This window comes from Gordonibacter sp. RACS_AR68 (assembly GCF_030418485.1).
Taxonomy (GTDB): Bacteria; Actinomycetota; Coriobacteriia; order Coriobacteriales; family Eggerthellaceae; genus Gordonibacter; species Gordonibacter urolithinfaciens.
In genome coordinates, this window is sequence record NZ_JAIPUP010000005.1 from 17,493 (window position 1) to 32,015 (window position 14,523).

General features: G+C 68.6%; 11 protein-coding genes. 2 read left to right on the forward strand and 9 right to left on the reverse strand.

All coding sequences use genetic code 11. The features are described from left to right. Positions 1-65: 65 nt before the first annotated feature. Together K9U15_RS11060 and K9U15_RS11065 are read left to right on the forward strand one after the other, a co-directional pair. Positions 66-1,193 (forward strand): hypothetical protein, encoded by a 1,128-nt coding sequence (locus K9U15_RS11060; RefSeq protein ID WP_096228338.1) that lies wholly within the window; start codon positions 66-68, stop codon positions 1,191-1,193. A gap of 76 nt (positions 1,194-1,269) precedes the next feature. Then, a complete protein-coding gene (locus tag K9U15_RS11065; RefSeq protein WP_096228337.1) occupies positions 1,270-1,671 on the forward strand; it encodes a PaaI family thioesterase in 402 nt (133 codons plus the stop codon). A gap of 81 nt (positions 1,672-1,752) precedes the next feature. Here K9U15_RS11065 and K9U15_RS11070 read toward each other — a convergent pair whose 3' ends face one another. From K9U15_RS11070 to mfd, 9 genes are all read right to left on the reverse strand, one after another. Next, positions 1,753-3,303, reverse strand: coding sequence for a helix-turn-helix transcriptional regulator (locus tag K9U15_RS11070; protein ID WP_157780588.1), 1,551 nt, complete (start codon positions 3,301-3,303; stop codon positions 1,753-1,755). A gap of 407 nt (positions 3,304-3,710) precedes the next feature. Continuing rightward, entirely contained in the window at positions 3,711-5,042 is a 1,332-nt protein-coding gene (locus K9U15_RS11075) for an MATE family efflux transporter (RefSeq protein WP_227115530.1), read from the reverse strand. A gap of 5 nt (positions 5,043-5,047) precedes the next feature. Next, positions 5,048-5,503, reverse strand: coding sequence for a MarR family winged helix-turn-helix transcriptional regulator (locus K9U15_RS11080; RefSeq protein WP_087190580.1), 456 nt, complete (start codon positions 5,501-5,503; stop codon positions 5,048-5,050). Positions 5,504-6,046: 543 nt separating this feature from the next. After that, a complete protein-coding gene (locus K9U15_RS11085; RefSeq protein ID WP_096228334.1) occupies positions 6,047-7,150 on the reverse strand; it encodes a membrane dipeptidase in 1,104 nt (367 codons plus the stop codon). Positions 7,151-7,163: 13 nt separating this feature from the next. Next, positions 7,164-7,703: a cysteine hydrolase family protein gene (locus K9U15_RS11090; RefSeq protein WP_301156115.1), complete on the reverse strand. Its 540-nt coding sequence runs from the start codon at positions 7,701-7,703 to the stop codon at positions 7,164-7,166. A gap of 91 nt (positions 7,704-7,794) precedes the next feature. Then, the gene (locus K9U15_RS11095; RefSeq protein ID WP_367316888.1) at positions 7,795-8,574 is read right to left on the reverse strand and encodes a transposase; all 780 of its coding nucleotides are present in this window, start codon (positions 8,572-8,574) and stop codon (positions 7,795-7,797) included. Positions 8,575-8,587: 13 nt separating this feature from the next. Further along, the gene (locus K9U15_RS11100; protein WP_301156116.1) at positions 8,588-9,577 is read right to left on the reverse strand and encodes an alpha/beta hydrolase; all 990 of its coding nucleotides are present in this window, start codon (positions 9,575-9,577) and stop codon (positions 8,588-8,590) included. 92 nt (positions 9,578-9,669) lie between these two features. Further along, positions 9,670-10,704, reverse strand: coding sequence for a DMT family transporter (locus tag K9U15_RS11105; RefSeq protein ID WP_301156117.1), 1,035 nt, complete (start codon positions 10,702-10,704; stop codon positions 9,670-9,672). After that, positions 10,701-14,246: a transcription-repair coupling factor gene (gene mfd, locus K9U15_RS11110; RefSeq protein ID WP_301156118.1), complete on the reverse strand. Its 3,546-nt coding sequence runs from the start codon at positions 14,244-14,246 to the stop codon at positions 10,701-10,703. Before mfd ends, K9U15_RS11105 begins: the two co-directional genes overlap by 4 nt. Between the last annotated feature and the right edge of the window lie 277 nt (positions 14,247-14,523).

The window sequence follows — 14,523 nt, forward strand, 5'->3', positions numbered from 1 at the left end:
GGCGAAAAACCGCCGCAAGCGGCTGTGCTAAGATAGGCGGGACCGCAACAGGCAAGGAGCCTCCCATGACCGATCCCGAGCGCCAGAACCCCTGCGATCCGCCCGAGCCCGGCTCTGCCGGATCATCCGAGCCTGCCGGGCCGCCGCCCGTGCCCGCGCCCTACAAGCGGCCTCCGCTGCCGGGTTCCGCCGCAGAGCCCTACGCGCCCGCCGGCACGTGCCCGCCCGCGCAGCCGTACGGGCAGCCGCAGCAGCCGAAGCAGCCTGCACAGCCCTACGGGGCGTACCCGCCACCGCCGCAGCAGCCCGGCGGCCAGCAGCCGCCGTACCCGCCCTACGGCGCCGGCCAGCAGCCGCCCTGCCCACCGTACCCGGGGCAGCCTTACCCCGCGGCATCCCCCGGTCAACCGAAGCGCAAGGCATGGCCCTGGGTGCTCGCAGGGTGCCTGCTCGTCTTCGTGCTGGGTATCGGCGGGTGCGTGAGCTGCACGGCATGCGCCATCGTCTCCGAAGTGGCCGACGGCCGCTACGGCGGCTACCACAACAGCTACGGGTACGGGTCCGACGACGGTTACCGGTACGGCTACGGCGATTCCGACGGCTACGACGGCGCGGACGTCGACTTCAGCATCGACTACATCAAGGACATGCTCGACCTGTCGGACGGCCGGACCGTCGACGGCAAGCACACGCCGGGCGTCTACGAGGTGGGCGCCGGCAAGGACCTCGAGCCTGGGCTCTACTTCGTGGAGGGAGATCCCGCAGACGAGGCCGACTACGTGGTGTTCGGCCCCACCTCGGACGCGCGCTACGAGGTGGACTACGGCGTCACGTACTTCGGCAACTACTTCGTGGAGCTCGAGGAGGGCGCGGTGTTCGCCTGGGACGCTCCCGACGGCCTGCGCCTGTACCCCGCCTCCGACGCCGCCTTCGAGCCTGCCGCACCCTACCGCAGCGGGCTCTACCGCGTGGGCGAGGACATCCCCGCCGGCACCTACACCGTCACCATCGAGCCCGAGGCGGCAGCCGAGGCCGACAACGAGTGCGGGGCGTTCGTGATGAGGGACCTGGCCTTCGGCAGCGGCTCCATCACCGACGAGAAGTACGTGGTGCGCGGCGGCTCGCAAACCGTCACCGTGAAGGACGGCGACTGGCTGGAGCTCTACGCCGCCACCGCCGTCCCGGCACAGTAGTCCCCCCTCCGCCTTCCAAGGCCCTGCGAGGGGCCTTCTCAGCGCCCGACCGGAACCCATGCGAAAGGACCCGCCCATGCTGCCCGACAACCCCACCCGCGACCAGATAGAGGCCGTGTTCGCCAACGACCGGTTCGCCACCCAGGCGGCCGGGTGCCGCGTCGTGGAGGGCGGGCGGGGCCGTGCGGTGTGCGAGATGGAGCTGGGCGACATCCACCGCAACGCCATGGGCAACGTCATGGGCGGCGCCATCTTCACGCTGGCGGACTTCGCGCTGGCCATCTCGTGCAATATCGGCGAGGAGCCCACCGTGTCCGTGGACTCGAACATCAGCTTCCTGCGCGCGACGAAGGGCGCGAAGCTCACCGCCACGTCCGTCTGCGACAAGCCGGGCCGTCATCTGGGCTTCTACACCGTGACCGTCAAAGACGACCTGGGCAAGGACGTCGCGAGGATGACCGCTACCTGCTACCGCTAGCGCCCGTGGCTGTCGGTTCCGCCCCCTCGGCAACACCGGGGCACGTCCGGGGCGCAGGCCGAGGACGCTGCCAGCGCCCCGCTACTCGGCGGCGCACTGACCGTCCACAAGATCGATGATCTCCTGTTGGGAGTGGGCGCCGAGCTTCGCGTAGATGTGCTTCACATGCGTCTTGACCGTGTTCGGCGAGATAACCAGCTCCTGGGCTATGAAGGGAGCGCTGCGGCCGCGTGCGAGCATTGCGAGGATCTCGGTCTCGCGGCCGGTGAGGCCGCCTTTGCGGGCCAGCGCCCCGCAGCTCCGCTCGATGGCGGCGCGCGTCCCGTCGCCGGGGAGAGCGGCCTCCGAGGCGGCCGCCAAGCTCCCGGTGCCCGGAGCGCCCACAGCCGGGGCCGGCCCGGGCACCGAACCGGGCAGGGCTCCCTCGCCGCCTGAAAGCGCATCCTCGAAGCTGAAGCGCCGCAACCCCACCAGCGCGTAGGCCACGAGGGCGAACGCGAACCCCACGGCCACCACGTCGGGCACGAGCGGGCTCACTGCAGAGAACGAGGAGGCCACCGTCCCCAGCACCAGGCCGCCCAGCATGCCGAGGGCCACGGCCATCCGCCCGCCTGCCTGCAAGGCCAGCGCCTCGGCCGGGCGGCTGGCGGCGCGCGCCGCCAGCACGATCCACACGAGCATGGCGAAGCACTCCGATCCGGCCGCCAGCAGCGTGTTCGACACGTGGATCAGGGCCACGCGCTCGCCGCTGGACGCCTGCGCCACGAACGGCACCACCAAGAGCCCGGCCAGCACGAGCAGCAGCCCGAAGTGAAACACCACGTCCGTGCGGCTTTTCGAGAAACGCGACGCCACGATCACGGCCAGCATCGCGGCCGCCATCGCCACGAAGCTCACGCCGGCGCTCTCGCGCGAGCCGAACACGACGAAGGCGGTGTAGCCGCTCACCAGGCCAAGCGCGATCAGCACGGCGAACAGCACCGCCTTGGGCGGCCCGCCGGCCTTCGAGCAGGCCGGCGGGTAACCGTCCGATGCCGCGGGCCGGGCCGCCGCGCCGCCTCCCCCGTCAGCGAAGACGGCAAGTGCGGCACGCCCCGGGCGCACGGCGCAGGCAAACGCGGCAAGGAAGGTGAGCACGTAGAGCGCGAGCAGCGCCAAGCGGGCCGCGCGCAGCGACTCCACGAACGGCACCAAGGCCGATGCGGCCACGTACACGGCGGCGTACGCCGCCGGAATCGCCGCGAAGGCGGTCCGGGGCGAGAAATGCGCGAGCGCGAGCCCCGTCAAGACCACGAGCCACGCCGTGGCGAGCGATGCAAGCAACCACCCCGCGAGCGAGGCCGTCGTCGACTCGCCCCGGTACCCCGCCGCCACAAGCGCCGAGCCCGCGCAGAAGAGGGCGAGCGCAGCCCACGGCACCGACGGATGCCGCAGGGCGTTCGGCCTCCGGGCCGCGACTGCGAGCAGCGCGGCGTAGGCAAGGACGGCGGCGAGGGCTGCGGCGAAGCCGCCGTATGAAGGGTACGAGCCCGTAGAAGGCACCACGAACAGGTTGAGGACCAGCGCGTTCGTCGCAAGCGCGGCCAGCGCGATGCAGCACCGCAGCGGGAAACCGCCCGTCAACCCCTTCATCCCCGTATTCCCCTCTCCTGCTCGGGACATCGCCCGCCGCCTCGGCCCCCCCAAGGCGCCTTCCGCGCCCGGCCCCACCGCCAGGCACGTCCGGACGGCCGCGCATCCGCGCCGCCCAAGCACCTCCGGTACGTCAGGGGCAGCATGCAGCCATGCCGCCATTATACGCAAAGGGCGCCCTGCACAGCCGGGCGCCTGCCAAGTCTATCGCCTTTCCCTGCTGTGGAAGGCGGGCAGCAGGCGCCCTCGGGCAACCGCCTTGGCTACCGGGGCCTCAACCCGGCCCGTCAATACAGCCGAGGGCCGAACCGGAGAGGCAACGCGGAAGTCCGCACGGGAGCCCGCGCCGCCACGCGCACGCACCCGGCATCCCCGCTCCTACCTGCCGGCCCTGGCTCGCACGCCTCTTACGCGTAGCCGTAGGGCTTGCGCAGCCCCACGAGGAAGGCGGTCGTCAGCACGAGCGCGCAGGCCTCCGCCACGATGATGGCGCTCCACACGCCGTCTATGCCCCACACGATGGGCAGCAGCATGACCGTGGACGTCTCGAACACGAGCGTGCGCATGAAGCTGATGAGCGCCGACACCTTGCCGTTGTTGAGCGCCGTGAAGAACGCCGAGCCGTAGATGTTGAACCCGCACACGAGGAACGCCACCGCATAGATGCGGAACCCGTGCAGCGTCATGGCGGCAAGTTCGGCGTCGTAGCCCACGAACACGCCCACGAGCGGCGCAGCGAGCAGCTGCGAGGCGGCGAACATGGCCGCACCTGTGCCGCCCACCAGCAGCATGCTCTTCTTGAACAGGCCCTTGAGCTCCGGTTGGTTCTTTGCGCCGTAATGGTAGCTCACCACCGGCCCCGTGCCCATGGCGAAACCGAAGAACACCGCCGTGAAGATGAAGTTCACGTACATGATCACGCCGTAGGCCGCCACCCCGTCCGCGCCGGCTATCATCATGAGCTGGTAGTTGTACAGCATGCTCACCACCGACGCGGCCACCTCGGTCATGAGCTCGGACGAGCCGTTCACGCAGGTCTTGCCGAGCGCGCGGAAGTCCGCGAGCGGGCGGGTGAAGCGCAGGCGGCTCGTCTTGCTGCGGGCGAAGAACACAGCCGACACCGCCGCCGCCAAGAACTGGCCCGCCGCGGTGGCGAGCGCGGCGCCGACAATACCCCAGCCAAGCACCGCGATGAACATATAGTCCAGCACGATGTTCGTCACGCCGCCGGCCACCGTCACCGCGAGGCCCATCTGCGGCTTCTCGGCCGCAATGAAGAAGCTCAGAAACACGTTCTGCACGATGAACAGCGGCAGCGCCACCACGAGGATTCGCCCGTACACGAGGCCCTGCTCCATGAGCGAGCCCTGCGCGCCGAGCGCCGCGAGCACCGACTCGAGCACGACCGCGCCGACGGCGGCCAGAAGGATGCCGGACGCCACTGCGGCGAGCGCGATGAAGCTGAACAGGCGGTTCGCCCGCACGGCCTCACCCTCGCCCATGGTCTTCGCCACGAGCGCCGCGCCGCCCGTGCCCAGCATGAAGCCCACCGACCCCAGCCCCATGGCCAATGGGAACACCAGGTTCACGGCGGCGAGCGCCTCCTTGCCCGCGAAGTTCGATACGAACAGGCCGTCCACCACGCTGTAGATGGACGTGAATATCATCATGGCGATAGACGGCAGCGCGAAGCGCACGAGCCGGCCGTAAGTGAAGTGGTCCGACAGCTTGATGGCCACGCCGCTCACCTCCTCTCCGGATACGGTAGGGCGTCCACCAGCCCGCGCAGGTGCTCGAGGTAGACGCGCGACAGGCGCAGAAGCTCCTCGCACTCCCCAGGGGCCATGGCGGCGAAAGCGGCCTCTTCGGCCCTCGCCACCGGTCGTATGCGCTCGGTCACCAGAACGCGTCCCGCCTCGGTCAGATGGAGGTGGGTGCCGCGCCCGTGCTCCACGCGCAGCTCCACGTAACCTGCGCGCTCGAGCTTATGCACCGAGGTGTTCACCGTCTGCTTCGACAGGCCCGATGCGGTGCACACGTCCTTCTGGAGGCAGCCGTCGCCTAAGCCGTCGAGGGCGTACAGGATGTCGAACGCGCTGTCCGACAGCCCCATCCTCACGGCCACATTATGGTAGAGCTCGTTGCCGAGCCGGTAAAGGTTGTTGTATTCGCGGTTGGCGTGCGCCGTCCGTGCGTCCATGTCGGTTCGCCCTCCGTTGTTCGATTCGCAAGTCCGATTTCGTACCTGTGGCATTTAAGTCCGATATCGGATTCACGTCAACAGAGCTCACAGAACGCCCACGAGGTATCGGAGGGCGACCCGCCCGCAGCTCCCCTTTCCTTGGGGTTTTCGCACTCTCGGGCGCTATCGTTCCCTTCGGGCTCCTGTTCGCGCACAGCTCCCGTTCTCACGCAGGCCTCGCTCTTCTGCAGCGCATGTTCTCCCGCTCTCGTTCCCTTGGGATTCGCCCTCCCGCTCCGCACTCTCAAGCGCCCGCTCCTCCCCTCCCTGCGGTGCGTCGGCTTCGCTGCAGCGCCGGCCTCCTCCTCGCACGCCGAGCACCATGGACGAGATTCGAGCTTATGCACAGTATCGCGTAACCGCCACTATATTATTCTCAATTTCACATTAATTTGAAAAGGCATTATAAACAGTACCCAACCATTTCTTCGCCGTACAGGCTCGAAGGCCGGCAATATCCAGCCACAAGGTGCAATCTTGTCCATGACCTCGTTGCTTGTATTAGACCTGCCCCTCCAGCCGTTCGAAGAACGCGCGGGCATTGCCGAAGAACGCCTTGTCGGCCACAGCCTCGCCGAACCGGCTCGCGATGAGCGCATGCAGGCCGCCTGCCTGGTCGCACGGGTCGAGCCAGCTGGGCACGTCGCAGCCATCGTAGTCGCTGCCGAGCGCGAGCACGTCCTCGCCCGCCGCCTCGAGCATGCGGTCCACGTGGCGCAGCACGTCGTCGGGGGTCGGGTCGGCGTGCGTCTCGGACAGGAAGTCGCGGCAGAAGTTGAGTCCCGCGACGCCGCCCGCGTCGGCCAGCTCGCACAGCTGCCAGTCGGCGAGGTTGCGCGGGTGCCCGCACACGGCGCGCGCGTTGGAGTGCGAGGCGGCGAAGGGCCGCGTCGCGGTCGCGCACACGTCCTTGAAGCCCGCGTCGTTCAGGTGCGACACGTCCACCGCGATGCCGCGCAGCTCCAGCTCGCGCACGCAGGAGCGGCCGAAGCCGGTGAGCCCGTCGGCCGTCTCGTTGCCGCTGCCGAGCGCGTTGCGCCCGTTCCACGTGAGCGTGACCATGCGCACGCCCGCCTCGGCGAGCGCGTCGAGGCGCCCTTCGGCGGCCGCGTCGTCCTCCAGGAAGGATGCGCCCTCCACCGTGAAGAGCCCCGCCGTCTTGCCCGCCGCGAGGGCCGCGTCCACGTCGGCCATGGAGCGAGCCCGCGCGAGCTTGTCGCTGCAGCGCTCCAGCTCGCGCTCCCATACGCGCCGCACGCGCTCGAACAGCGCCCAAGCCGCATCGCCGCGCGCCTCGTCGGGGACGAACGCCGCGAAGCACTGGCACCAGGCGTACCCAGCCGTGCGCTCGAGCGAGACGTGCGCGTCGTTGTCGGCGAGCGAGGACATGCGCGCCGCCGGGATGCGCGCGTCGTGCGCGGCGAACCCGCCCGGCACCGACGGGTCGCCATGGAACGCCAGCCTATCGAGCGTGTCGCAGTGCAGGTCGAACACCCGCAGGCGTCCCTCGGCCGCCTCGCCCGGCGCCGCCTCGGGCAGCACGCCCTCACGCAGCAGCGCCGCCTCCTCGGCCGACGCGTCCTCCAACGTCATGAACAGCCCCACGGCCGCCCTCCTCTCACGCGCCGCGCTCGATCGCGCCCAGCGCCTCTTCCAGCGGAACCACCCGCGCATAGCGGCCGTCCCAGATGCAGTCCTCGAAATACGCCGTCAGCTCTCCTCCCGGCGCGAACGCGGAGTCGAACGTCGTCACCGCACCCCTCGGCACCGTCACGTCGAAGCCCAGCTCGAAAGCCACCTTGACCGACGCGTCGAAGCAGAACTCCGTCTGCATGCCGCACATCAGCAAACGGCGCAGGCCGCGGCGCTCGAGGTGCGCTTGCAGCCCCGTCCGACGAAACGCGCTGTTGAAATGCTTGTCGAACACGGGCTCGCCTTCCTGTGGCGCAAGCGGCGCGCAGATCCGCCAGCCGTCCGTGCCCGCCTCGAGCTCGTCGCCGGGCCCGCCGTCATGGCGCACGTGCAAGACCGGCACGCCGCTCGCGCGGCACGCGCCGACAAGCCTCGCGATCGCGTCCACCGTCTCATCCGCCCCGCAAGGTCGCCGCCCTACGAGGGCCTCCTGCATGTCGATCACGATCAAAGCGTCGAACCCCATCGACACATCCTTTCCATCCCGTGTAGGCACCCCGCCATTGTACCGCGGCGAACCTGACAAGGGGACAGGTACCTTGTCATAAATATGCTACTTATCGAAGCACATATTGAATCGCACCGCGACCGATCCCCGTTAAACGCTCTATCTGCCTTATCGACAAGCCAGCTTTGCTCATTCTTCTAATCGCATCGTCTCTGCGCTTCTTTTCGACCGTCTTTAAGTCAGCAGGTCTCGAATCAGCAAGATCCACCTCTTCGAGTATCCGCTGCACAAGGGCAAGCGCCTCTTCGTCGCGCATGGGCCTCGTCTTCCCCGCCGCGTCCGCGTCCAAGCAAACCGCATTGTCATCTTTTACCTGATGGAAACGCATGAACTCTTCAATGCCGCCAAAAATATCCAAGACGTAGTCCGTATCGCACAACACCAGCGAACGCTTGGAAGCGATATATTCGCTGAAGCTACTCCAGCGATATTGAGCACACGAAGCCAAACCGGCCTTCTCGGGATTCATGTGAATGTATCGCACCACTGTCTGAAAATAGGAATCGTCCGAAACAGGCTCGCTTTTGAACCTCTCTTGGAACAGATGCCCCGTGCGCCCATTCCGCACATTGAACGCCTGAGCATAGTTTCCGCACACCAATTTGAAGAACCGCGAAACATCTTCCATGGGAGCTCTCACAAGCACATGAACATGGTTTCCCATAAGGCACCACGCGTAGATCGTACAATTCGTCTCATGGGCTTTTTCCGATAGAAGCCGAAGAAAGAACGTACGGTCGGGGTCGTTTTCGAAGATCAATTGACGTGCTGTACCCCTTGCCACCATATGGTACACATTGGATTCGCATTGTTTTCTCGGTGTACGCATCTCGACTCCCTCTCTATTTATGACAAGGAACCTGTCCCTTTGTCACGAAGTTGGACAGATGCTCGAACAGGAGGTTCATGCCGGTCGTGCCGGGCATGTGCCCGCTGCGCGGGGCCTCGGCGTAGCGCAGGTTGGGGTTGCCGCATTCCGTGACGAACGCGCGGATGGCGCGGGTGGACGTGACGATGTCCGTCTCTCCCTGCACGATGAGGTACGGCACGCGCATGTTCGCGAGCTCGTCGGAAAGGTCGACGGCGAAGATCTCCGCGAACAGGCGCTCGCTTTTCGAGAAGTCGTTCGACACGGCCGCCACGAGGTCGCGCAGCGTGTAGTCGGGGCTCTCCAGCATGCCGCGCACGAACGCTCCCACCGGCATCATGCCGCCGCCCTGCGCCTGGTAGCCCTCGGTGTACTTCCGCACCCAGCCGGCCAGCCGCATGCCCGACTCGAGGTTGCGCGCGCCCGACCCTCTGATCGCGCGCAGCTCGCCTTTGAGCTTCTCCGGCATCGCCGAGCGCTCGAGCGCCTCGAACACCTCGTCGTTGAAGCCGAGCTGCTTGAGCACCTGCCCGTACGTGACCACATGGTCGACGAGCCCCGGCTCGCGCGCGGCCGCGCGCGCCGCCAGGATGGAGCCCCAGGACACGCCGAGCAGGTTCACCTCGTTGCTGGGGAAGTCGCGCCGCACCGCGCGCACGAGGTCGAGCGTCATGTCCACGTAGCGATCGATGCACGCGTCGTCGCCCAGCCGGCAGCGGTTCGCACCGCACCCCAACTGGTCCCATGCTGCCAGCACGTAGCGGTCCGCGAGGTCCGGGAACATGCCGCGCGTGCCCACCGAGACGGGCAACGGCGAGCCGGGCCCGCCGTGCAGGAAGATCACCACGGGCGCGTCCGCGCGCCGGCCCTCCAGCGTCACCTTCTGCTCCACGCCGCCCAGCTCGTAGCGGACGAGCCGCGACACCTCGCACGACTCGAGGTATCGTCGGCGCTCCTTTTTCATTACGCCTCCCCTTCTGCGCCGTCCAGCGCGCTTCCTTCGACTTCTGTTCCTGAAACATGACAAGGTACCTGTCCCCTTGTCATGTCCCCTTGTCATGTGGGGGAGGAATCGCCCTCGCAGGGCGCTTCTGCCTGCGGCTGCGGCTTCTCGCCCGTGACCAGGAAGATCATGGCTATCATGAGCACGAAGCCCGCCCAGTCGGCTCCCGAGAACGCGGTTCCCAGCCACAGGGCCGAGAACGCCGTGGCGCTCACCGGCTCGATGGCGCCGAGCAGGCTCCCCTTCACCGAGCCCACGATGGACACGCCGTGTAGGTACAGCGCGAACGCGGCGAACGTACCCACGACGATGATCAGCCCGAACACAAGGAATCCCGCCGCGTCGAGCGTGGGTAGCGCGAGCCCCGCGCCACCCGCGACCCCGCCCGCCAGCCAAACGAGCGCGGCCGCCACGCCGCCCACGAGCATGCCGATTCCTGTGACCGCGAAGCTGCCCCATTCGGCGAACAGCTTCTTCGGATACATGATATAGAACGCCACCGACAGCCCGTTCGCGATGCCCCACACCAAGCCCGGCAGCGGCAGCGAGAGCGCCGACGGGTCGCCCTGCGTGGCGATGAGCCAGGTGGCGAACATGGCCGCGACCAGGCCGACGAGCTCCTTCACCCGCGGCAGCTTCCGCCCGACGACGCACGTGAACAGCATGACGAACGCTATCCCTGAGCACTGCAGCACCGTGGCCGTGCCCGCGTTCGTGTAGTCGATGACGATGGCGTACGTGATCTGGCAGAGGTACAGGCCCACCGCGCCGAACACCGCGAGGCGCCCGAGCGTGCGCCGGTCGGCCAGCATCGCGGCCAGCCGCTCGCGTTGGCGCACCGCGAGCACGACGAGGAACAGCAGGCCCGCCCCCAGCATGCGCACCGCCGTGACGAACGGGGGCGTTATGTCGTAGTTCGACAGCAAGAACTGCGCGCACGCCCCCGAGAAGCCCCAGAGCCCCGCGCCCACGAGCGCGCAGGCTATCCCCCGCCAGAACCGCCGCCGAAAGAAGGCCTCCCCCGCGCGCACGCCCGCGCCGGGGGCGGGCCCTGCCGTCTCGCCCCCGTTCATCGTTCGCCTCCTCATCCCGCCAGCTCCTTCAGGAACGCGAGCACCGGCGCGAGCAGGTTGTCGCCCTCGTCCAGCTTGAAGTAGCGCAGCGGCAGCTGCAGCTTGCGCTTGTCGGCCAAGTAGCGGCCGCCCGCACGGCGCAGCTTCGTCATCTGGTCGCGCGACACGTCGATGGGCTCCACCACCAGGCGGCCGCCCGTCACCGACACGGTGCGGATATGCCGCTCGTTCGCGTAGGCCTTGATGCGCGCCTTCTCCAGCAGGTTCTTCGCGGCCTGCGGCATGTCGGGGCGCTTTCCAGCCAGGTCAGCGGCCACGTCCTCTACCGCCTGCCCAGTGGCAGCCGAGGCGATCTTGCGGTACCACAGCACCCGCTCGTCGGCGTCGGGCACGTAGTCCTCGGGCAGGTAGGTGTGTCCCGGCACGTTCACCGTGATGTCGGAGAGCGCGGGGGGCAGCTGGTCCATGGCCTTGAGGTCGCCCTCGCGCGTGGCGCTCACCGCCTGGGCGAGCATCTGCGCGAACAGGTCGAAGCCCACCGCGGACATGTTGCCCGACTGCTCGGCGCCCATGAGGCTGCCCGCTCCGCGTATCTCCAGGTCGCGCATCGCGATGCGCATGCCGCTGCCCAGGTCGGTGTGCTCGTCCAGCGCGGTGAGGCGCGCCTGGGCCTCCTCGGTCAGGCTCACGTGCTCGGGGAACATGAAGTAGGCGTAGGCCTGCGTGGACGAGCGGCCCACGCGGCCCTTCAGCTGGTACATCTGCGCCAGGCCGTAGCGCTGCGAGTCCTCGATGATGAGTGTATTCGTGTGCGGGTTGTCGATGCCACTCTCGATGATGGTGGTGGCCACGAGCACATCCAGCTCGCCGGCACTGAAATCCTCCATCACGCGCTCGAGCTCCTCCTTCGACATCTGCCCGTGCGCCACGCCCACGCGCGCCTCGCCGGCGGCCGCCGCCACGCGGCCCACGGCCTCCTCCATGGTGCGCACGCGGTTGGACACGTAGTACACCTGCCCGCCGCGCGCCAGCTCGCGGCGGATGGCAGCGCTCACCAGGTCGGGGTCCCACTCGCCCACGTGCACCTCGACGGGGCGGCGCTCGTCGGGCGGCGTGAGGATGAGGCTCATGTCGCGCACGCCCGACAGGCTCATCTGCATGGTGCGCGGTATGGGCGTGGCCGAGAGCGTGAGCACGTCGATGGACTCGCGCAGGTTCTTCAGCTGCTCCTTGTGGCCCACGCCGAAGCGCTGCTCCTCGTCGATGATCACGAGCCCCAGGTCGTGCGGGTTCACGTCACGCGACAGCAGCCGGTGCGTGCCCACGAGAATGTCCACGTCGCCCTCTTGGAACCCGCGCAGCGCCTCGGCCTGCTGGGCAGGTGTGCGGAAGCGCGAGAGCACCTCCACGCGCACGCCGAAGGGCTCGCAGCGCTCCTTGAAGTTCGTGAAGTGCTGCTGCGCGAGGATGGTGGTGGGACAGAGCACCATGACCTGCTTGGAGTCCTGCGTGGCCTTGAATGCGGCACGGATGGCCACCTCGGTCTTGCCGAAGCCCACGTCGCCGCACACGAGCCGGTCCATGGGCTTGGCGGACTGCATGTCGGCCTTCACGTCGGTGATGGCGGAGAGCTGGTCGGGCGTTTCCTGGTAGGGGAACGCCTCCTCCATCTCGCGCTGGGCCGGCGTGTCGGGACCGAAGCGGTAGCCCTGCACGGTGGCGCGGCGCGTGTACACGTCCACCAGGTCGAACGCCAGCTTCTTCGTGGCCGCGCGGGCCTTCTTCATGGCGCGCGACCAGTCGGCCGTGTTCAGGCGCGTGAGGCGCGGGGAAGCACCCTCGGGGCCCACGTAGCGCGTGACGCGGTCGAGCTGCTCCACCGGCACGTAGAGCTTGTCGCCCTCGGCGTACTCCAGCAGCAGGTAGTCGCGGGCCGTGCCGTCCACGTCGCGGCGCACGAGCTCCTTGAAGTGCGCCACGCCGTGCGCGGCATGCACCACGTAGTCGCCCGGCTTGTAGGGGAACGTGATGTCCGTGACGTCGATGTGCCGGCTCGGGCGCGCCGCGGACGCCCCCTGCGTGTCCGACACGCTCACGAGCGCGAGCTTCGCCTTCGGGATGATCATGCCGAGCGGCACGTCCACGTCCACCACGTTCACCACGCCTCGCCGCAGCCGGCGCTTGGCCGCGCCGGCGGTTTCCCCATCCCGACGGTCGTTCGCAGGGTCGGCGAGGGTTTCCGCGGCGTCGGCAGCTCCGGCGTTCGGGAGAACGTCGGAATCCAACGTCTCCTGGATGGGCAGGCCCTGGTCCACGAAGGCCAGCTTCATGTCCTGGCGGGCGCGGAAGTTCGGAGCGCTGAACACCACCGTGTAGCCGCCGTCCACGAGCGTCCGCAAGCGGCCGTACAGCTTGTCGGGGTGTCCCGCCACCTCCACGCGCTTGACCGGCAGCTCGTCGTCTATCTGCCCGCCCACGCGCATGATGGACACGTACGTGGCCCGCTGGCCGTCGCCGAAGCTCACGCCGGCGGGCTCGGCGTAGAGGCCCTCGAGCGCGATGCCCATCCCCTTCGACCGTCCCGCCAGGTCGTCGTAGGCATGCGTCATGTCGTCGAAGAGCGAGCGCGGCTCCACCAGCACCGAAAGGGCGCCGGGGCGCACGTAGTCGCCGAGCGTGGAGGTGGTTTTGTACAGGTAGGGCAAAAGCACGTCCGAGCCGCCCTCGCGCAGGCCGCCGTCCAGCCTCTCCAGCACGTCGCGCAGCGCGGCGTTCGTCTCGGCGGGCCGCTCAAGCTTCTGACGCGCGCGGGCGAGCGCGGCCCTCGAGGCCGCGAACTCCACGACGGGGTACACGTCGGCGCGGGGCAGCGCGGCGATGGTCTGCCCGGTGGTTGGCACGATGCGGCGGATCTCGTCCAGCTCGTCGCCGAAGAAGTCGAGCCTCACCGGGTACACCAGGTTGCCGGGGAACACGTCCAGGGTGCCGCCGCGCACGGCGAACGTGCCGGGGCCGTCCAGCTCTCCGGTGTTCTGGTAGCCGCGCTCCTCCAGGGCCCGCGCCACGCCCCCGAACTCGGCTACGCCCGCCGCCTTCGCGCCCTCCATGTCCGCCAGCTCGCGGCCGGCCTCGAACACAAGCGGCAGGTGCACGTTCGACCCCGCCGGCGGCAGCGCGCGCACGAGCGCGCGGGCGCTCGCCACCACCACGGCCTCGCGGCCGGAGGCCAGCGCATGCACGGCCTCCATGCGGCGCGCTGCCTGGGCCGGGTCGCCCGGCTTGCCGCCCCACGGGTAGTCGGCGCGCTCGGGGAAGCGCATGACGCGCTCGTCGCCCAGGTACGCCGCCACCTGGCGCGCGAACGCGATGGCCGCGTCCTCGCCCGCCACCACGACGAGCGTCGTCTGCGGCTTGTGCGCGAACCGCGCCGCCACGAGGAACGGCCGCGCCGACGAGGCCACGCCGAGCGTGCCGTCATGCCCCTCGTCGAGCTTGCCCCAGAACGCGTCGAGGCAACCCGATTTCTCCAGGGCGAACGTCAATGAGTCGATGAGCATAGCGTGTCCTTTTCCGTATACAAGCAGCACGAAAAGCCGCGTGAAGGCGGCTTCGTGCACGTGGTTGCGCGGCGGGCCGCCCGCGCGGACGACCGGGGAGCAGTATACCGCGCCGCGGACGGCCGCCGCAGGGCCGAAACCGCCTCGTGAAGGATAAACCACAGGCGGCAAGCCGATGTACCGAAAGAACGGGGGATCCGGCCACGTTCCGGAGGTCCCTTCCGGATTCAAGGGCCCCCGGTCACCGTTTCGGCCGCTGTGAAGCGCTTCGGCGGCA